The 20,029-nt window shown below is 71.0% G+C and carries 16 protein-coding genes; 11 read left to right on the plus strand and 5 right to left on the minus strand.

What is annotated here, in order from left to right; translation table 11 throughout:
* The 5 genes from ABZX61_RS59460 to ABZX61_RS59480 form a co-directional block, all read left to right on the plus strand.
* Positions 1-387: substrate-binding domain-containing protein (locus ABZX61_RS59460; RefSeq protein WP_355210459.1), on the plus strand; the 387-nt coding region annotated here is incomplete at its 5' end.
* A gap of 14 nt (positions 388-401) precedes the next feature.
* A complete protein-coding gene (locus tag ABZX61_RS59465) occupies positions 402-2,504 on the plus strand; it encodes a beta-galactosidase (RefSeq protein WP_355210462.1) in 2,103 nt (700 codons plus the stop codon).
* Positions 2,505-2,535: 31 nt separating this feature from the next.
* Entirely contained in the window at positions 2,536-3,261 is a 726-nt protein-coding gene (locus tag ABZX61_RS59470) for a ThuA domain-containing protein (protein WP_350736561.1), read from the plus strand.
* Positions 3,262-3,269: 8 nt separating this feature from the next.
* Complete coding sequence (locus ABZX61_RS59475; protein ID WP_355210465.1) at positions 3,270-4,304, plus strand: Gfo/Idh/MocA family oxidoreductase; 1,035 nt, start codon at positions 3,270-3,272, stop codon at positions 4,302-4,304.
* Between the two features lie 159 nt (positions 4,305-4,463).
* The gene (locus tag ABZX61_RS59480) at positions 4,464-5,759 is read left to right on the plus strand and encodes an ankyrin repeat domain-containing protein (protein ID WP_355210468.1); all 1,296 of its coding nucleotides are present in this window, start codon (positions 4,464-4,466) and stop codon (positions 5,757-5,759) included.
* Here the strand turns inward: ABZX61_RS59480 and ABZX61_RS59485 are convergent.
* The gene (locus ABZX61_RS59485) at positions 5,746-6,471 is read right to left on the minus strand and encodes an alpha/beta hydrolase (protein WP_355210471.1); all 726 of its coding nucleotides are present in this window, start codon (positions 6,469-6,471) and stop codon (positions 5,746-5,748) included. The genes ABZX61_RS59480 and ABZX61_RS59485 overlap by 14 nt on opposite strands.
* Before the next feature lie 104 nt (positions 6,472-6,575).
* Between ABZX61_RS59485 and ABZX61_RS59490 the strand changes: the two genes are divergently transcribed.
* The 3 genes from ABZX61_RS59490 to ABZX61_RS59500 all read left to right on the plus strand — a co-directional run bounded on the left by ABZX61_RS59490 (position 6,576) and on the right by ABZX61_RS59500 (position 10,210).
* On the plus strand, positions 6,576-7,451 hold the full coding sequence (locus ABZX61_RS59490) for a helix-turn-helix transcriptional regulator (RefSeq protein ID WP_355210474.1): 876 nt from the start codon (positions 6,576-6,578) through the stop codon (positions 7,449-7,451).
* A 126-nt stretch (positions 7,452-7,577) separates the two neighbouring features.
* Complete coding sequence (locus ABZX61_RS59495) at positions 7,578-9,170, plus strand: PP2C family protein-serine/threonine phosphatase (RefSeq protein ID WP_355210477.1); 1,593 nt, start codon at positions 7,578-7,580, stop codon at positions 9,168-9,170.
* Complete coding sequence (locus tag ABZX61_RS59500; RefSeq protein WP_355210480.1) at positions 9,167-10,210, plus strand: cobalamin-dependent protein; 1,044 nt, start codon at positions 9,167-9,169, stop codon at positions 10,208-10,210. The genes ABZX61_RS59495 and ABZX61_RS59500 overlap by 4 nt, the downstream gene beginning before the upstream one ends.
* A 32-nt stretch (positions 10,211-10,242) precedes the next feature.
* On the opposite strand, the gene ABZX61_RS59505 is transcribed toward ABZX61_RS59500, so the two are convergent.
* Genes ABZX61_RS59505 through ABZX61_RS59520 form a run of 4 tightly spaced genes read right to left on the minus strand, consistent with a single transcriptional unit; the run spans position 10,243 to position 15,259 of the window.
* A complete protein-coding gene (locus ABZX61_RS59505; RefSeq protein WP_355210483.1) occupies positions 10,243-11,145 on the minus strand; it encodes a carbohydrate ABC transporter permease in 903 nt (300 codons plus the stop codon).
* On the minus strand, positions 11,142-12,023 hold the full coding sequence (locus tag ABZX61_RS59510; protein ID WP_355210486.1) for a sugar ABC transporter permease: 882 nt from the start codon (positions 12,021-12,023) through the stop codon (positions 11,142-11,144). Before ABZX61_RS59510 ends, ABZX61_RS59505 begins: the two co-directional genes overlap by 4 nt.
* The gene (locus ABZX61_RS59515) at positions 12,023-13,393 is read right to left on the minus strand and encodes an extracellular solute-binding protein (RefSeq protein WP_355210488.1); all 1,371 of its coding nucleotides are present in this window, start codon (positions 13,391-13,393) and stop codon (positions 12,023-12,025) included. The genes ABZX61_RS59510 and ABZX61_RS59515 overlap by 1 nt, the downstream gene beginning before the upstream one ends.
* A gap of 12 nt (positions 13,394-13,405) precedes the next feature.
* Positions 13,406-15,259 carry a beta-L-arabinofuranosidase domain-containing protein gene (locus ABZX61_RS59520; RefSeq protein WP_355210491.1) on the minus strand — a complete coding sequence of 618 codons (1,854 nt, stop codon included), beginning with the start codon at positions 15,257-15,259 and terminating at the stop codon, positions 13,406-13,408.
* A 124-nt stretch (positions 15,260-15,383) separates the two neighbouring features.
* On the opposite strand from ABZX61_RS59520, the gene ABZX61_RS59525 reads away from it, so the two are divergent.
* The 3 genes from ABZX61_RS59525 to ABZX61_RS59535 all read left to right on the plus strand — a co-directional run bounded on the left by ABZX61_RS59525 (position 15,384) and on the right by ABZX61_RS59535 (position 19,994).
* The gene (locus ABZX61_RS59525; RefSeq protein ID WP_350736589.1) at positions 15,384-16,415 is read left to right on the plus strand and encodes a LacI family DNA-binding transcriptional regulator; all 1,032 of its coding nucleotides are present in this window, start codon (positions 15,384-15,386) and stop codon (positions 16,413-16,415) included.
* A 108-nt stretch (positions 16,416-16,523) separates the two neighbouring features.
* On the plus strand, positions 16,524-18,485 hold the full coding sequence (locus ABZX61_RS59530) for an Ig domain-containing protein (RefSeq protein WP_355210494.1): 1,962 nt from the start codon (positions 16,524-16,526) through the stop codon (positions 18,483-18,485).
* Between the two features lie 9 nt (positions 18,486-18,494).
* A complete protein-coding gene (locus ABZX61_RS59535) occupies positions 18,495-19,994 on the plus strand; it encodes an Ig domain-containing protein (protein WP_355210497.1) in 1,500 nt (499 codons plus the stop codon).
* Positions 19,995-20,029: the final 35 nt, after the last annotated feature.

Consider the following 20,029-nt stretch of genomic DNA (forward strand, 5'->3'; position numbering starts at 1 on the left):
GCGCCCGAGCCGCCGGCGCCGGAGGGCGACTGGTCCCCCGCCTCCGGGTACGCGGCGGGCCGGGCGCTGGCGGCGGACCCGCGGGTCACGGCGGTGTTCGCAGCCAACGACGACATGGCGATCGGCGTGCTGCGCGCCCTGGCCGAGGCCGGTCGCGCGGTGCCGGACGACGTGAGCGTGGTCGGCATGGACGACATCCCGGCGGCGGCGTACCTGTCGCCACCGCTGACCACCATCCGCCAGGACTTCGAGGCGATCGCCCGCCACGGCCTCGCGCTGCTCGCCGCCGAGATCGAGCGCTCCCCCGGCGAGCCCGGCGAGCCCGGCGAGCCCGGCCTGCCCGCGCACCTCGTGGTGCGCCGATCGACCGCACCGCCCGCAAAGTAAGGAAGGGAACCCCTGTGCCGCGAGTACTCTTCGGCGCCGCCTACTACCCCGAATACCACCCCGCCGACCTGCTGAAGACCGACCTGGACCTGATGGCCGACGCGCGTTTCTCGGTGATCAGGGTCGGCGAGTCGGTCTGGTCCACCTGGGAGCCCGAGAACGGCCGCTTCGACCTCGACTGGCTGCAACCGGCGCTGGACGGCGCGCACGAACGCGGCATCGGGGTCATCCTGGGCACGCCCACGTACGCGGTCCCGCCGTGGCTGGCCCGGCTCTACCCGGAGATCGCCGGGGAGCGGGCCACCGGGCAGCGCATCGGGTGGGGCGCCCGGCAGGAGATGGACTTCACGCACCCGGCGTTCCGCTTCCACGCCGAGCGGATCACCCGCAAGGTCGTCGAGCGGTACGCCGGCCACCCGTCGGTCATCGGCTTCCAGGTCGACAACGAGCCGGGCCTGCACCTGCTGCACAACCACGGCGTGTTCCAGCGGTTCGTCGACTGGCTGCGCGAGCGCTACGGCGACGTGGAGACGCTGAACCGGGAGTGGGGCCTGGTCTACTGGTCGCACCGGCTGTCGGACTGGGCCGACCTGTGGCGGCCGGACGGCAACGCCCAGCCGCAGTACACGCAGGCGTGGCGGCGCTTCCAGGCCGACCAGGTGACCGAGTTCATCGGCTGGCAGGCGGACATCGTGCGCGAGTACGCCCGTCCCGAGCAGTTCGTCACCACGTGCATCGCCTACGACCGGCCCGGGGTGGCCGACGACGAGCTGACCCGGCGGCTCGACGTCACCGCGGGCAACCCGTACTACACGATGCAGGACGGCCTCGCGCTGCCCGCGCCGCAGGACGCGCCGCAGAGCTGGATGACCAGGAGCACCTGGGCGCTCTATCTCAGCGCGGACCGGATGTTCTCCTCCCGCCAGGAGCCGTTCCTGGTGACCGAGACGAACGCGCAGGCCATCGGGGCGCCCTGGGTGAACCAGCCCGCCTACGACGGCCAGTGGCGGCAGGCCGCGTGGGCGCTCGTCTCCCGCGGTGCCTCCATGATCGAGTACTGGCAGTGGCGGACGCTGGTGTTCGGCACGGAGACGTACTGGGGCGGCGTGCTGCCCCACAGCGGGCGGCCGGGGCGCACGTACCGGGAGATCGCCCGGATCGGGGCCGAGCTGGAGACGGCGGGAGGGCTGGTCGAGGGGCTGGTCCCGGACGCGGACGTCGCGATGCTCTACTCCACGCCGAGCAAGTGGGCGCTGAGCGCCCAGCCCGCGCTCGGGCGGCCGGACGGCGGGCCGGACGAGCGCTCCTACCAGGGCATCTTCGAGCCGTTCTACCGTGGCGCGTTCGACGCCGGCTGCCAGGTGCGGGTGGTGCACGCCGCCCAGGCCGTCGCCGGGGAGCCGGCCGCGCTGGCCGCCCGGCATCCGGTGCTGGTGGCCGCTGGGCTGTACGTGGCCGACGACGCCACGCTGGACTGGCTGACGGCGTACGCGGCGGCAGGCGGGCACCTGGTGGTCGGCCCGCGCACCGGCTACGCCGACGCCGAGGCGCGGGCCCGCAGGGACGTCCAGCCGGGCAGGCTGGCCGACGCCGCCGGCGCCTGGTACGACGAGTTCAGCAACCTGTCCGAGGACGTGCCGGTCAGGGGCCCAGTCAGAGGCACAGTCAGAGGCGCGGCGTTCCCGGAGGACGCGGCGGGCACCCGGTGGGCGGACGGCCTGCAGGCGGACGGGGCGGAGGTGCTGGCCGGCTACGAACACCCGCACTTCGGGCGGTTCGCGGCGATCACCACCCGCGCGCACGGGCGAGGGCGGATCACCTATGTCGGCACCGTGCCCAACGCGGCCCTGGCCGAGGCCCTGTTCCGCCGGCTGGTGCCGTCGCCCGGCCCCTGGTCGGAGCTGCCGCCCGGCGTCACCTCGACCGGCGCCACCGCGCGCGACGGGCGGCGGGTTCGTTTCCTGCACAACTGGGCGTGGGAGCCCGCGTCGGTGCGGGTACCGGTCCCGGTACGGGATGTGCTCGACGGCTCCGCCCACGAGGCCGGCGCCGAGTTGCCGCTGGGGCCGTGGGACGTGCGGGTGCTGTCGGAGACGGCAGGCGGCGACGTACGCTGATCTTGCGCCCGTACGGCCAGGAAGGAAACGCATGGCGGTCAACGTCACTGTCTGGAGCGAGAACTATCACGAGCCGCGCGAGGAGGCGGTACGCCGCATCTATCCCGACGGCATGCACGGCGCCATCGCGGAGGGGCTGACCGAGCTGCTGGGCGAGCGCGTGAGCACGCGTACCGCCGTGCTCGACGAGCCCGAGCACGGCCTGACCGACGCGGTCCTGGCCGGCACCGACGTGCTGACCTGGTGGGGCCACATGGCGCACGAGGAGGTCGACGACAAGGTCGTGGAACGCGTGCGGCGGCGCGTGCTGGGCGGCATGGGCCTGCTGGTGCTGCACTCGGCCCACTACTCCAAGATCTTCCGTGCGCTGATGGGCTCCACCTGCACGATCAACTGGCGCGACGCCGGCGAGCGCGAGCTGGTCTGGACGGTCGCGCCCGGCCACCCGATCGCGCAGGGCGTCCCCCGTCCGCTGGTCATCGAGCAGCAGGAGACGTACGGCGAGCCGTTCGGCATCCCGGAGCCCGACGAGCTGGTGTTCATCAGCAACTTCAGCGGCGGCGAGGTGTTCCGCAGCGGCTGCTGCTTCCGCAGGGGCCTGGGCAAGATCTTCTACTTCAGCCCCGGCGACCAGGAATATCCCGTCTACCACCACCCCGGCGTGCGGCGGGTGCTCGCCAACGCCGTCCTGTGGGCCGCGCCGGCGGACGGCGTGGGCGAGCCGCTCCAGAACGCCCACACCCCCATCCAGTGGTAGGGGGCCGCGTGACCTTCGACATCGTCAAGGAGGACCGGCCGCTGCGCGGCGTGGTGGTCGGCGCGGGCTACATCGGCGGCCAGTGGGCGCCCGAGCTGCTCGCCCACCCCGGCACCGAGCTGGTGGGCTGGGTGGACGTGGTGGAGGAGCGCGCCCGGGCCGCCGCCGCCGAGCTCGGCCTCGACGACCTGCCCGTCAGCGCCTCGCTGACCGCCGTGCTCGACGGCGAGGAGCCCGACTTCATCGTCAACTGCACCGTCCCCCAGGCCCACCACGACGTGACGGTCACGGCGCTGCGGCGCGGGGTGGCGGTGCTGAGCGAGAAGCCCATGGCGGTCACCCTGGACGAGGCCCGCTCGATGGTCCGGGCGGCCGACGAGGCGGGGCGGCTGTTCGCGGTCAACCAGAACCGCCGGTTCATGCAGACCCTGGTGGCCTTCCGGCGCACGGTGGCCGACCTGGGGCCGCTGGGGGTGCTGACCTCGGAGTTCTTCATGCCCTACCGTGGGCCGGACTTCCTGGGGACGCTGGAGCATCCGCTGTTACAGGACATGGCGATCCACCTGTTCGACGCGGCGCGGGCGGTGTCGGGGACGGATCCCGTGTCCGTCTACTGCGAGTCGTTCCGGCCGTCGTGGACGTGGTATCCGGGGGCGTGCTCGGCGACCGCGATCTTCGAGATGACCGGCGGGCTGCGCTACACGTTCGCCGGGAGCTGGTCGGCGCCGGGCCAGGCGACATCCTGGACGGGCAGCTGGCGGGCGGCCGGTCCCCGCGGGACGGCGCGCTGGGACGGCAAGGGTGATCCGACGGCCGAGGCGGCCGAGGGGCACGTGGTGCGGCCGCACCCGCCGGAGGCCGACGCGTTCCCCGGCCGGCGGCGTTTCCAGGGGCTGGCCGAGGGGCTGGAGGAGTTCGTGACGGGGCTGCGTACGGGGCAGGCGCCGCAGGGCGAGTGCCACGACAACATCCGCAGCCTGGCCATGGTCACCGCGGCCCTGGAGTCGGCCCGCACGGGCGCGCGGGTGCCGATCACGCTCTGACACCCGGGGGCCGCGTCTCGGCGCGGCCCCCGCTAGGATGGGAGGGCGTTGCCGGGCGCGTCCAGTCCGCGGGGAAGGGATCATCCCACTGGCGGCACACTCCATGTGGTCGACGGACCTCGGCCCGAGCTCGCGGACCCGGGCAGCCGGAGGTTCGCCGTGTCCGATCTTCCCCAGCGCCCTTCGCTGGAGCATCTGCGCAAGCAGGCCAAACACCGCAAGCGTGCCCGGGGCGTCCCGCTGAGCCGGGCGCAGTTCGAGCTGGCCCGCGAGTACGGCTTCCCGAGCTGGCCGAAGCTGGTCGAGCACGTACGCGTCGCCGCCCTGGAGGGCATCGAGCGGGCGCTCGTCCTGGCCGATCCGGCCGCGCTGGCGGCGTTCCTCCCGGCCGGTGAGCCGGTCGGCGGGCTCCCGCCGCTGCTGGTGCTGCTGCGCCGGGCCGTCGCCCCCGACGAGCGGGTACGCGAGTGCGCCCGGCTCCTGCTGGACGCCGGCGCCGACCCCGGCAGCCACACCGTGGAGTGGGGCGGCGAAGGCAGGCGGACGGCGCTGTTCGACGCCGTGGAGCGGGGCGACCTGGCCCTGGCCCGGCTCCTCGTCGAGCGCGGCGCACCCCCGGACGAGGACGCCTTCTACCACGCGTGCGAGCAGTCGGACCCGGCCTTCCTCGACCTCCTCCACCGGCCCGGCTTCGAGCGCATGGTGGCGCACAAGCTGGACTTCGAGGACGCGGCGGGGCTGCGCTGGTTCCTCGACCGCGGCGCCGACGTGAACGCCTGCCGCGCCCTGCACCACGCCATCGCCCGCGGCCGGGGCGTCACCATCCTGACGATGCTCCTCGACGCCGGGGCCGACGTGAACCTGCCGTGGGACCGCTGGGACGTCGGCCGCCGCCCCCTCGCGCTGGCCGCCCGCTGCGGCCACCTGGCCGCGTACGAGCTGCTGGCCGCGCGTGGCGCGACGGCCGACCTGGACCCGGTGGACGCCGCCGTCCTGGCGGTGGCCCGGGGCGAGTCGGCGCGCCTGCCCGCCGCGCCGCCACCGGCTCTCGGCAACCCGGCGGACACCGGGGACTACGGCTGGGCGCTGGGCCAGTTCGCCCTGCTGGGCCGTACCGACGTGGTGCGGGCCCTGCTGGACGCCGGCATGGCGGTGGACACGCGCGGCTGGAGCAACTTCACGCCGATCGACCAGGCCGCCATGCACGGCCGCACGGCGACCGTGCGGCTGCTCATCGAGCGCGGCGCCGATCTGGACGACCGCGCCTTCGACGACGAGGGCCCGACCCCGCTGGACTGCGCGCTGTGGGGGCTGCGCCACAACCGCGCGGAGGACGGCGACTACGTCGGCACCGTGGAGGCCCTCCTGGAGGCAGGTGCCCCCACCCGCCTGGACCCGCCCACGGGCGACCCGGCCATCGACTCCCTCTTTCTCAACAGGATCAGTCGAGCTTGAGCAGTAGCTCGGCGAGCTCGGCCGGCATGGTGATCATGCAGTCGTGGCCGGTCGCCAGTTCCCACACCTGCGCCGGGGTGCCGTTGGGCTGCGTCTCGGGGACGGGCCGGCGGGTGATGCCGTCCGGCTTGCCGACGGTGCAGTGGATGTGGGTCCGCGGGATCGCGTTCACGGCCGGGTTGTCCAGCCGGACCGGTTGCTGGAGGGAGCGCACCGGCTGATCCGACAGCATCGTGCGCAGCCAGGCGACGTCCGCGGGGTCGGTGACCCCGAACAGCCCCGCGGGCGGCGGCAGCTCGGGCAGCGGCGGAACCCGCCAGCCGCTGCCGGACTGCGCGGCGCGGTCGATCAGAACCCGGGTCACGGGCTGGACGTCGGCCGCGCTCTCGCCGTCCTCCGGGACCATCGCGTCGAGGTAGACCAGGTGCGCGATCCGATCCGGGACCTGGTTGGCGGCGGACGAGATGACCAGCCCCGCGTAGCTGTGTCCCACGAGTATCACCTCGGTGAGGTCCTCCTCGAGGATCAGCCCGACGATGTCGCCGACGTGCGTGTCCAGCCCGACCTCGGGGCTGAGCAGATGCGCCTTGTCGCCGTGGCCGGTCAGCGACGGCGCGGCCACCCGGTGTCCGGCCGACTCCAGCAACGGGACGACCCGCTCCCAGCACTGTCCGCTGTGCCAGGCACCGTGTACCAGCAAATATGTTGTCATGGTCCGCCAGGCTGCCGACGAGGCCCGGACGGAGCCAGAGCCCCCGCGATCCTGGGGGTGACAGGACCAGGCAGGCAGGCGGTCGCGCGGATTACAGTGCGGAGATGAGCGAATCGAACCTGCTGGGTGATTACGTGCGCGCGCGCCGCGAGCTCATCACTCCGGAACAGGTCGGTATCCCCGTTTCGGGGGTGCGGCGCGTGCCGGGCCTGCGCCGCGAAGAGGTCGCGATGCTCGCCGGCATCAGCGCCGACTACTACCTGCGCCTGGAGCAGGGCCGCGACCGCAACCCCTCCGCGCAGGTCCTCGAGGCCCTCGCCCGCGTGCTGCGGCTCGACGACGACGCGACGGCGTACCTGCTGCGCCTCGGCGCCGGCAACCCCCGGCGGCGCCGGCGCCGGGCCAGGAAGGAGACCGTCCCTCCGGGCGTCGCCCAGCTCGTCGCCATGCTGCCGCTGCCCGCGTACGTCGAGGGCCGCTACTTCGACGTCCTCGCCGCCAACGCGCTGGCCACCGCTCTGTCGCCGCGCCTCGTGGCGGGAGCCAACCGCCTGCGGGACTTGTTCCTCGACCCCGCCGAGCAGGCGCTCTACCCGGACTGGGAGAACGCCGCCGCCGGCATGGTCGCCGGCTTCCGTGAGTCCGTCGGCACCGACACGGACGATCCCCGATTCATCGAACTCGTCGGCGAGCTCTCCCTCGCCAGCCCCCGCTTCAGCCGGCTCTGGGCCCGGCACGACGTGGAGGCGTGCGAAGGCGCGCCCAAGCACATCGATCACCCGCAGGTCGGTGGCCTGCGGCTGAACCGGGAGCGGCTGGGCGTCAGCGGCGCTCCGGGCCAGACGCTCGTCGTCTACCACCCGGACCCCGGCACTGACGACGCCGACAAACTCGCCCTTCTCGCCTCGGCCACGTCCACAATGGTCCACAAGAGCGAGCAATCGATTTCCCTGAAGATCCGCACGCCACGCGAGGGGTGAAAGATACTGCAAAGAACCAGTATGTCGTGACGAAGGCCACGGCCCCCAGCACGTAGAGTGACGGTTCTGGAGAGGGGTCTGGGGCGAGGCACGATCGGGATGGTGTGGGAAGACGCGCCGTACCCGATGCTGACGGTCGATAGCGCCGGCATCATCGAGCAGGCGAACGAGGCGGCCCGGCTGCTTCTCGCCGGCGCGGCCGTCGGCGTGCCGCTGGCGCGGGTGGCCCCGGCCTGGCTGTCGCAGGCCCATCGTGAGGCCTGCGCCGGGCGCCGTGTCGATCAGCGTGTCGATCAGCGTGTCGATCAGCAGGTGGGTCAGCGGGTGGGTCAGCGGGCCCGCGGGCCGGTCGGCGGGCCGGTGTTCGAGGCGCATCCGGTGCACGCCGGGCGCGATCGGGTCACGTGGTGGCTGGTCGACGTCGACGATCACCAGCGGGCCGTCGAGGAGCTGCGCGCCGAGCGGGAGTGGACCGCGTTCATGGTGGAGGCGTCCGTCGAGCTGCTGTCGTCGCTGAACATGGAGCGTTGCCTGGAGGCGACCGCGCGCCTGGCCGCCCGGCGGCTCGCCGACGCCGCGCTGGTCGTCATGCCGCTGGCCCCGCGCCAGTACATGATCGTCTACTGCGATCCGCGGGGCGAGGTGTCCCGCGAGCGCGCGTCGGTCGATCCCCGTACGCTCCCGGGGCTCGCGGAGGCGCTGCAGGGCTTTCCTCCGGCGCCCGTCCGGTGGGTCGAGCCAGCCGAGGCGCCCGGCTGGGTGCTGCGCGACCGGGGCGGCGAGGTGGGCTCCGTGGCGGTGACCGCGCTGCCGGGCCATGGCCTGGCCGCGGGCGCGCTGGTGCTGCTGCGCCGTACCCCTCAGGCCGGTTTCTCGGACGCCGAGACGGTGTTCGCGCCGCTGTTCACCGCGTGGGCCGGGGCGGCGATCTCGGTCGCGCGGCTGTACGCCGAGCAGGCGGCCATCGCCGAGACCCTGATGGCGGAGCTGCTGCCGCCCACGGCGCCGCCGCTCGAGGGCGTGGAGCTGGCGGCCCGCTACCGGCCCGCGGGCGACAGCGAACGCGTCGGCGGCGACTTCTACGACGTGCATCCCGTCGGCGGCTCCGGCCGGGAGTCGCTGGTGGTGCTCGGCGACGTGTCCGGCAAGGGCCTGGAGGCCGCCGTGCTCACCGGCAGGATCCGCAACATCCTGCGCGCCCTGGTGCCGCTGGCCGACGACCACCATCGGGTGCTCGAACTGCTGAACGGCGCGCTGCTCACCCATGGGGATCCGACGAGCTTCGTCACGCTCGTCCTGGCCTCGATCTCGCGCCGCGCGAACCAGGTCGTGGTGCGGCTGACCAGCGCCGGGCATCCGCCGCCGCTGATCCTGCGCAACGACGGCCGCGTGGAGCCGGTGCACGCCGCCGGCACGCTGATCGGCCTGGTGGAGCACATCACCAGCGTCACCGAGCCGGTGCTGCTGGAGCCCGGCGAGACGTGCCTGCTCTACAGCGACGGCATCGTCGAGGCCAGGGGCGGACCGCTCGGCGACGAGTTCTTCGGCGAGGAGCGGCTGTGCGAGCAGCTCCGGCAGTGCGCCGGCATGCCCCCCGAAGCCCTGGCCGACCGCGTCCAGATGCTGGCCTGCCAGTGGGTCGGCGCCGGCGAGCACGACGACATGGCGGTCGTCGCCATCACCGCGCCCCGCGAGCCCTCTCACGGCGCGCCGCCATGACACACGACGTCGAGGAACGGGTCGAGACATTGTGGGCGGCGGCGACGGCCGGTGACGAGTACGCCGCCGCCGACGCGGTGCTGGCCGCGCTCGACGCCGGGATGCCCATGGAGACCCTGCTGCTGGACGTCGTCGCCGCGGTGCAGTCGCGCGTCGGCCTGGAATGGGTGGCCGACCGCATCACGGTCGCCCAGGAGCACACCGCCACGGCCGTCAACGAGCGCGTGCTCGCGACGCTGGCTCATCTGCCCTCCGCACGGCGGAGTCCGGAGCCGGGCAGGGGCCGCATCACGGTGGCCTGCGTCCACGGCGAGTGGCACGCGTTCCCGGCGCGGCTGCTGGCCGAGGTGCTGCGCCTGCGCGGCTGGCACGTCGACTACCTGGGCGCGCAGGTGCCCACGCCGCACCTGGTCGCCCACCTGCACCGGACGGATCCGGACGCGGTGGCGCTGTCGGGCTCGCTCGCGCCCCGCCTGCCCGCCGCGCACGCGGCCATCACGTCGTGCCAGGCGGTGGGCACGCCGGTGCTGGCCGGCGGCGCCGCCTTCGGCCCGGACGGACGCTATGCCCGGCTGCTCGGAGCCGACGCCTGGGCCCCCGACGCGTGTGCCGCCGCCGACCTCCTGGCCGGCGGGCCGCCGCCGCGCCGCCCGGCGTCCGGCCGGAGCGCCGAGGAGCGGCCGCATCTGGCCGGCCGCGAGTACGCCGACCTCACCGGGTCCGCCGCGGACCTGGTGAGAGGCGTCGCGGAAGAGCTGACCCGGCGCGTCCCCGAGCTGGCGCCGGCCTACGCGGAGCGCAGGCTCGGACATCCCGCCGAGGACGTCGCGTCCATCATCGACCACCTGCGGGCCGCCCTGTACGTCGACGACCCCGAGCTGTTCTCCTCCTTCGCGGGCTGGATGGCGGACGTCCTCACGGCGCGGGGCATCCCGGCGCGGGTGCTGCTCCCCGTCCTGGAGGCGCTGGCCGAGCGCCTGCCCGGCGCCCCCCGCGCTCTCATCATGCTGGAGGGGGCGCGCGACGTGGCGCGTCGGTAGCGCCGTCTGGGAGGAATGACGGGGCTTCGTCCCTAGTTCTTGATGCCCGTCAGGGTGACCCCCTCGATGAAGTAGCGCTGCATGAAGAAGAACAGCGCGATGATCGGCGCGATGATGGCCGCCGAGGCCGCCATGAGGTAGCCCCACTGGGTGATGTACATGCTCTGGAATGACGCCAGCCCCAGCGACAGCGTGTAGTTCTCCTCGTTCTGCAGGTACAGCAGCGGCCCGAGGAAGTCGTTCCAGGTGCCGATGAACGTGAAGATGGTCACCACGATGATCGCGGGTTTGGACAGCGGCATGATGATCGTCCAGAACACCCGCCACGGCGAGGCCCCGTCGATGTAGGCGGCCTCGTCCAGCTCGAACGGGATCGTCAGGAAGAACTGCCGCAGCAGGAAGATGTTGAACACTCCCCCGCCCGCCCCGGCGAACCAGCTCGGGACCGTGAGCGGCGCGATGGTGTCGATCGCGTCCAGCTGCTGCCACATGACGAACGTCGGGATGAGCGTCACCGCGTACGGCAGCATCACGCCGCTGAGCAGCAGCGCGAACACCACGTTGCGCCCGCGCCAGCGCAGCCTGGAGAAGCTGAAGGCCGCCACCGCGCAGGTCAGCACGGTGCCCAGGACGCTGATGACGGCGATGACCACCGTGTTGAGGAAGTAGCGGGCGAACGGCTGGGTGGTGAGGGACTCGCTGAAGTTCGACCACTGGAACGGCGAGGGGATCCACTGGGGCGGCGAGACGAACATCTGCGCGTCCTGCATGAGCGCGCTGCGCACCAGCCAGACGAACGGCAGCAGGGTCGGGATCGACCCCGCCACCAGCGCCACGTAGAGCAGGATGCGGCCGTACCTGCGCGGTTTGCGCAGCCCCTGGGTCGGGGCCACGCCGCGCGCGGTGGTCTGGTCCGGTGTCGCCAGGGCGGTCATCGCGCGCCTGCCATCTCGTAGTAGACCCAGCGGCGGGCGTTTCTGAACATGAGGAACGTGACCACCATAATGATCATGAACAGGGTCCAGGCGAGGGCGCTGGCGTAGCCCATCTCGCTCTCGGTGAACGCCTTGCGGAACAGGTAGTAGACGTAGAAGAGCGTGGCGTGGTTGGGGCCGCCCTCGGTCATCACGTATGCCTGGTTGAACACCTGGAAGGTGCCGACCACGCCGACCACCAGGTTGTAGAAGATGGTCGGCGTCATCATCGGCAGCGTCACGTGCCAGAAGCGCCGCCAGGGGCCGCCGCCGTCGATCGAGACGGCCTCGTACAGGTGCCTCGGCACGCCCTGCAGCCCCGCCAGGAAGATCACCATGGTGTTGCCGAAGCCCCACGTGCTCATGATGATCATCGAGGGCACCGCGGTCGACTCGGCGTAGATCCACTGGGAGCCCGGCAGGCCTCCCTGCCGGAGCAGGGAGTTCAGCAGGCCGAAGTCCGGGTTGAAGATCCAGATCCACAGGACGACGTTGGCGATGGCGGGGACGAGCGTCGGCAGGTAGAAGATCGTCCGCCAGACGGCCAGGCCGCGCACCTTCTCGTTGAGCAGCATGGCCACGGCGAAGCTGACGATCAGCACCAGCGGCACCGCACCGAGGGTGTAGTACGTGGTGGTGGACAGCGACTTCCAGAACAGCTCGTCCTGGACCATGGTGGCGTAGTTGTCCAGGCCGACGAAGTTCGGGCTGGCGCCGATCGTCCAGTCGGTCAGGCTGAAGTACGCCGACGCCACCATGGGCCCGATCGTGAAGATGACGAACCCGAGGATGGCGGGCAGCGCCATCAGGATGCCCCATCGTGTTTCGAGGCGGCGCATCACAGCTCCTGGGAGTGCTGCCAGCCCTGGAGCATGCTGGAGATCTTCGGCGCGACGGCCTTGAGGATCTCGGCGGCCGGGCGCTTGCCGGTCTCGAGCTCCTGGAGGGCGGGGGTGAGGACGTCGCTGGAGATGGTGGACATGTTCTTGACGCGGTTGCCGAACGTGGGCACGCCGTGGTCGCGCGCGTAGTCCACCACGGCGGTGCGGAACTCCGGCGGGTGGAGCTCGTTCTTGGTCCAGGAGTCGATGGAGGCCTGGTCCTCGTAGTACTTCTTCTCCTGGGGCATCCACAGGCCCTTGGCGAACAGGTCGACGTAGCGCGGGTCGTTGTGGAAGGCGAACAGCTCGACCGCCTCCTGCTCGTGCTTGGACCCCGCGAACACCGCCGAGGCGCCCGCCACCTGGGAGGAGGTGAACGGCTCCTTGTACTTGGGCAGCACGCCGATGCCGTAGTCGACCTTGCTCTCGTTCATGTCGAGCAGGCTCCAGTGACCGTCCACCACCATCGCCACCCGCTTGGTCTTGAGCAGGATGTTGGTGCCGGGCACGTCGTCGCCGGTCGCGGCCAGCTGGCCCGGGCCGGGGGCGACGCGGTGCTTGTAGATGAGGTCCTGCAGGTTCTGGAACACCTGGATCGCCTCAGGGGTGTCGAGCAGGCACTTCTTGCCGGCCTCGTCGGCGAAGTCGACGCCGTTGCTGCGCAGGAACCCGTACCAGGCGGCGCCGTAGGTGATGCTGCTGGAGATGCCGAACTGCTTGATCTGCTTGGGGTCGAAGCCCGACTCGTCCGGGTGCTTGCCGTTCTGGTCGATCGTCAGCTTGTAGGCGTTCTCGACGAGCTGGTCCCACGTCCACGCGGAGGCGGCGTCGGCGGGCGGCGTCACCCCGGCGGCGGCGACGGCGGACTTGCTGTACCACAGCAGCTCGATCTCGTTCGCGGTCGCGACACCGTGCAGGTTGTCCTGGCCGCTCCACAGGTACGCGTCCGGCAGGTATCCGGCGAGCTGCGGATATTTCTTCAAATAGGGGAACAGGTTGACGAGCTTGCCCTGCTGGCCCAGCCGGTACGACATCGCCAGCGGCACGTACCCGGCGTCCGGGAGCCGGTTGCTGGCCACGAGCGTGTTGAGCTTCACGTCGTACTCGTCGGGCGTGTAGAGCGGCTTGACCGTCACCCCCGCGTGCTTCTGCTCGTACTGCTTGAGCATCCGCTCGACAGCCGCCTTCTCGAACGTCGAACCCCAGTACATGAACTGGAGCTGCACGTTCTTGCCGCCCGAGCCGGAGCCCGAGCCGCCGCCGCAGGCCGCGGCCGCGGTGCCGAGGGCGGCGAGCCCGCCCAGCTTCAACAGGTCGCGTCTTCTCATCCGCGTCTTTCCTTACGCGAGGGGGATCCAGACCCGCATCGGGCCGCCGTCCCGGTTGTCCCACTGGAAGTAGGGGACGGCGGTCGCGGTCACGCTGGTGCTGGTCGCCAGGGTTTTCGTGGTGTACGGCAATCCGCCGCGCGGCTGGTCCACGGCGGCGGCGTCGGTTTCGATCAGTACGGTGCGCCCGACGCCCGGGAGGTCGTCCACGGGCTTCAGACGCAGGGGTGCCTGCGGGCTCAGGGCAAGGTCGTCCACCTCGACGCCCTCGGGCTGGTCGGTCTGCTCGAAGCAGTAGACGAGCGGTCCGCGCTCCAGGGCCACGCTGCCCCGCAACGCGTCGATCCTGCGGTGGGGGTGGACGATCCTGGGCGTCATGTCGAGCCGGAGCTCGACCGTGTCGCCCCGGTGCCACTGACGACGGATACGGAAATATCCGTCCTCGGCGGCTCGGGCGGGGCTGTCATCGATGGTGGTTTTCTCGCTCCAGGCGGGGATGCGCAGCGCGAGCTCCCATTCGCCCTCGTCCTCGATCGTGATGCGGACGAGCCCGTCCCACGGGTAGTCGGTCTCGATCCGGACCCGGCCGTTCACGGTGCCGGGGACGTACTGGTGCAGCTGGAGGCCGGCGTCGGTGGTCGTGGCCAGGTAGGAGCCGAGCGAGGCCACCAGGCGCATGATGTTCGGCGGGCAGCAGGCGCACGCGAACCACTCCCTGCGCCGGCCGAGATAGGCGTCCTCGACGAGGTCGGAGCGGCGCTGCAGCGGGTTGACGTAGAAGAAGCGCACGCCGTCGGCCGACGTGGAGGCGGCGAAGGCGTTGTAGAGCGTGCGCTCGATCAGGTCGGCGTGGCGCCCGTGGCCGGTGGCCAGGAGCAGCCGCCAGTTCCAGTGAATGCTCGCGATGGCGGCGCAGCTCTCGCTGTAGGAGCGGTCGGACGGCAGCTCGTACCGCTCGCCGAACGCCTCGCCGTCGTGGCGCGAGCCGTGGCCGCCCGTGATGTACGTCTTGGTGGCGACCATGTCCTCCCAGCGGCGCAGCGAGCACTCCAGCAGCGACTCGTCGCCGGTCTCCAGGTAGACGTCGACGATGCCGGCCTCCAGGTAGAGCTGGCGCACGGCGTGCCCGACCGCGGTGTCGGCCTCGCGGACCGGCAGGTGGTCCTGGGCGTACAGCATGCCCATGCCGCTGTCCTTGATGAGGCCCTTGCCGCGGTTGTCGATCAGCTTGGACGCCAGCTCCAGGTACGTGCGCTCGCCGGTCAGCCGGTACAGCTCGACCAGCGCGGTCTCGACCTCGGCGTGGCCGTCGATGCCGTCGTTCCCGCCGGTCAGGAACTCCTCCACCAGGTGGTCGGCGAAGCGCCTGGCGACCTCGACCACCCCGTCGCCGATCCCGGCGCGGGCGGCGGCCACCGCCGCCTGGAACAGGTGGCCGGCGCAGTACATCTCGTGGCTGTACTCGAGCTCGGCGTAGATCTTGTCCGGCTTGACGACCTGGTAGTGCGAGTTGAGGTAGCCGTTGTCACGCTGGGCCTTCTTCAGCACGGCCGCGGCCTGGTCGGCGAACTCGGCGTACCCTGGCTCAGGGGCGCGGACGTACTCCCACGCGATCGCCTCCAACTGCTTGTAGAGGTCGGAGTCCTGGAAGCGGTAACCCTGGAAGGGGCCTTCGCCCTCACCTCCGGCGCGGCGGAGGTTGGGCAGCACGCCCGAACGCTCCATCTGCTCCAGGCCCAGCGGGATGCTGTCCTCATGATTGATCCGCTGCCATCGCGCGAACGGGCCGCCGGTGATGACGACGTCATTGATGCCGATCGGCCGCCACAGTGCCCGACTGGACGGAACGACAGGACTCTGGTGCATCAAGCTCCTCAACCTCAACTCGGGGCCTTGCTGAGAAAACCTTGGGAATAGGTTTTCTCAAACGGAGGGTAAGGTGTGATACATCACAGGTCAAGAGCGGATGCTTGTGCGAAAGGGGACTCGGTTGATCAGTCCTTCGGATGGGACGGCGAAGACCATCACGATCAGGGACGTCGCGGCCGCGGCCGACGTGTCGATCGGCACCGCGTCCAAGGCGCTCAACGGCCGCGGCCGGATGCGCGACGAGACCCGCGACCGGGTGCTCGCCGCCGCCGAGCGGCTCGGCTTCCGGCCCAATCCGCTGGCCCAGGGGCTGCTGGCGGGCCGCACGTACACGGTGGGCCTGGTCACGGGCGACAGCTTCGGCCGCTTCAGCATCCCGGTGATGCTGGGCGCCGAGGACGCGCTCGGCGCGGGGCAGATCTCGGTGTTCATGTGCGACACGCGCGACGACCCGATCAGGGAGCGGCACTACGTCGAGCGCCTGCTGGCCAGGCGCGTCGAGGGCATCATCGTCACGGGGCGGCGCACCGAGCCGCGCGCCGGCATCGGCCATGACCTGCCCGTTCCCGTCGTGTACGCGATGACGCAGTCGACCGACGACTCGGACGTGTCGATCATCCCGGACGACGAGGGCGGCGGGGCGCTGGCCGCCCGCCACCTCATGGCGACGGGCCGCACCCGCATCGGCCACGTCACCGGGCCGCAGCGCTTCCAGGCCGCGCGGCGGCGCGCCCAGGGCCTGACCACCGCCCTCGCCTCGGCCGGGCTGTCACCGGCGGGCGAGATCCTGTACGGGCAGTGGAGCGAGGAATGGGGGCGGCAGGGGGCCGACGTGCTGCTGCACGCCGCGCCCGACGTGGACGCCATCTTCTGCGGGAGCGACCAGATCGCCCGCGGGGTCGCCGAGACGCTGCGCGAGCGGGGGCGGCGGGTTCCCGAGGACGTGGCGCTGGTCGGGTTCGACAACTGGGAGCCGATGGCGCTGGGGTGCCGGCCGCCGCTGACGACCGTGGACATGAACCTGGGGGAGATCGGCCGGATGGCGGCCCGGCACCTGCTGGACGTCATCGCGGGCAAGCCCGCCACCGGCGGCGTCACGATCGTCCCGGCCAGCCTGGTCCTGCGCGAGTCCACCCGTCGCGCCGCCCCGTAGCGGGGGGCGCTGCAAGGCTCTGCAAGGCGGCGGATGGGGTTGACCGGTGCTGTGTAACACCTTACTGTGCGCCAGGGAAAACCTATTCCCATCCTTAAAGGAGTCCGGATGGACCGAGGATGCCGCAGCGCCCCGAAAGCCGCCAGGGGCGCCAGGCGAGTCACCGTGGCGGCAGTCGTACTCGCCTCCTTACTCACCGGCGTGTCGCAGCCCGCGCACGCCGCCGCGCCGACCGCGACGGTCGTCGACATGTTCGGCAGGACCGTCAACGACTACGGCGTCAAGCTCGTCGACTGGCAGGGCTACCTGGCCAACCCGTACGTCGAGCTCACCGTCAAACCCCCGACCGGCGTCCAGTACCCCGTCACGATCGACCTCAAGGCCGAGGGCACCTCCAGGCTCATGATGGACCTGCCCAGCCAGCTCACCGCCACCGGCGCCACCAAGACGCTGACGTTCGCGAGCGCGAGTGACCAGAAGGTGTTCCGCCTCGCGATCCACTCCAAGCGGGGCCCCGGCCAGGATGAAAGTTACACGCTCAAGCTGAACATCCGGGACGGGTCCGGCACGACGACCCTGCAGCAGCTGCCGATCCGGGTGCAGCAGGACGAGAAGACCGCGCTGCAGCCCAGCCTGCCCATCGCCTTCGACTACCGCTACGACAACATCACCGGCTACTTCAACGAGCCGAACTTCAGGAACGCCGCCGAGGAGGCGGTGAAGGACTGGTTCAGGTTCTTCGACATGCAGCCGTTCGACACCGTGGCGGCCGGGGCGGAGAACAACCACCTGCCGGGCAACGACTGGCAGAACAACATCAACGTCACCAACAACGCGGCCTACAACGGCATGTACGTGTTCTTCCGCGGCATCCAGACCCCGTACTCGACCGGCTACCCCGCCGCCAACGGCAAGTACAGCACCCGGGGCGGCCAGCAGCTCGCGGGCCCGCTGCACCGCTCGACCGCGATGATCTTCGAGTACGACGAGGCCGGCAAGCAGCTGTTCACCTCCCTGGCCGACGAGGACTGGTACAAGACGGAGATCGCGGGCTCGGTGCTCGACGTGCACGGCCTGGTCATGCACGAGTACGGCCATGCCGTCGCCTACCACAGCGACTGGGCCGGGATGCGCTCCTACGTGGCCTCAGGGGGCAATGACCCCGATGTCGTCGCCTACGAGGGCTACCCCGTCCCCCTGGACAGCAGCTACCACATCCCCGGCGACCAGAAGTACTGGGACCGGCTCAGCGGCCAGAACGGCGGCTGGACCCACATGTTCCCCACCCGCCGGTGGATGCTGACCAAGCTGGCGCTGCTGGTCGCGGAGAACGCCGGGTGGAAGCTCAACCGCAACCTCACCCCGTTCCTGCCGCCGTCCATCGTCACCACCTCCCTGCCGTCGGCCACGCCGGGCACGGCCTACAGCCAGACCCTTCAGGCCAAGGGCGGCGTGCCGTTCTACGACTGGCAGGTCACCGGCGGCTCCCTGCCCGCGGGGCTCACGCTCGACCGGTTCACCGGCGCGATCAGCGGCACCCCCACCACGGCCGGGACGTCCGGCTTCACCGTCCAGCTGCGTGACTACGACAAGCTCAGCACGCCGCAGACCAGGACCTTCCAGCTGACGGTCGGCAGCGGCGGCGGCACCTCCACCAACGTGGCCGGCAGCGCGACCCCGTCCGCCTCCTACACCTCCCCGTGGGAGAGCGTGGCGGCCATCAACGACGGCATCGACCCGCCCGGCTCGAACGACACCGTCAACCGCCGCTGGGGCACCTGGCCCAACACCGGCAGCCAGTGGGCCGAGCTCACCTGGCCGTCCGCCCAGACCCTCAAATCCGCCGACGTCTACTTCTTCGACGACGCCGACGGCGTGCGCCTGCCCGCCTCCTGGAAGCTCCAGTACTGGAACGGCAGCGCCTACGTCGACGTCCCCGGCACGTACCCGATCGCCATCAACGCCTACAACAAGGTCACGTTCAACCCGATCAGCACCACACGACTACGCGTGGTCCTGCAGAGCGGTCAAGCCTCGGTGGGACTGCTCGAAGTGAAGGCCTACACCTAGAAGGGTTCAATGCGGAAGATCGCCATCTTCAGCGCGCTGGCTGCCCTGGCCGGCGCGCTGTCGGTCCCCTCTCCCAGCCTCGCCGCACGCCAGCCCGCTCCCGCGCTGGACGTGTTCGACATCTTCTACCGCAAGGTCAACGACTACGGCGTCCAGCTCGTGGACTGGCAGGGCTACCTCGCCAACCCCTACATCGAGCTGACCGTGCGCGCGCCGAAGGTCCCCGGCATCCAGTATCCGCTGAAGGTGGATCTGCAGGCCAAGGGCACGTCCCGGCTGATGTTCAACATGCCGAGCGAGCTGACGGCCGCCGGGGCGACCAAGTCCTTCACGCTCACCGGCCCCGCCGACCGCGAGGTCGTACGGCTGGCCATCCACTCCAAGCAGAGTGGCGGCCAGGACGAGCAGCACCAGTGGATCATGAAGACCACGGACGCGAGCGGCGCCACCGGCACCCAGACCATGCCGATCCGGGTGCAGCAGGACGAGAAGACCCCGCTCAAGCCGACGATCCCCATCGACTTCGACTACCGCTACGACGACATCACCGGCTACTTCAAGGACCCCGGCGTCCGCAAGGCCGCCGAGGCCGCGGTGCGCAACTGGTTCGCGTTCTTCGACCTGCAGCCGTTCGACACCGTCCCGGCAGGCGACGAGGTCAACCGGCTGCCGGGCGATGACTGGCAGAACGAGGTCGAGGTCTCCAACGCCAAGCCGTACAACGGCATGTACGTCTTCTTCCGCGGCATCCAGACCCCGTACTCGACCGGCTACCCCACCATCAACGGCAAGTTCCACACCCAGAACGGCAAGCCCACCCCCTACCACCGCTCGACCAGCATGATCCTCGAGTACGACGAGCAGCTGATGAAGCTGTTCACCTCGCTCAAGGACGAGGACTGGTGGAAGACCGACCTCGGCCAGGTGATCGACATCGAGGGCCTGGTCATGCACGAGTACGGTCACGCGGTCGCCTTCCACAGCGACTGGCAGGGCATGGCCGACTACGTGGCCTCCGAGGGCAAGGACGACCAGGAGGTCATCGACTACCAGGGCTACCCCGTGCCGCTCGACACCAGCTACCACGTGCCCGGCGACGACCCGTACTGGGACCGGATCAGCGGGCAGAGCGGCGGCTGGCGGCACGTCTTCCCGACCCGCAGGTGGGAGCTGACCAAGCTGTCGCTGCTGATCGCGGAGAACGCCGGGTGGAAGCTCAACCGCAAGCTGACCCCGTTCCTCAAGCCCTCGATCGAGACCGCCACCGTGCCCGCCGCCACGGTCGGCGCCGCCTACCAGCACAAGCTCGCCGCCAAGGGCGGCGTCCCGTTCTACGACTGGCAGATCACCGGCGGCTCGCTGCCGGAGGGGCTCACCCTCGACAGGTTCACCGGAGCCGTCACCGGCAAGCCCGCCAAGGCCGGGTCGTACGAGTTCACGGTCCAGCTCAGGGACTACGACAAGCTGAGCGCCCCCGTCACGCGTGACTACAAGCTCACCGTCGGATAGCACGAAGGAGGGCGGCGGAGACCCCGCCGCCCTCC

It is taken from the genome of Nonomuraea sp. NPDC003709 (genome assembly GCF_040610775.1).
In the GTDB taxonomy this organism is placed as follows: Bacteria; Actinomycetota; Actinomycetes; order Streptosporangiales; family Streptosporangiaceae; genus Nonomuraea; species Nonomuraea angiospora_A.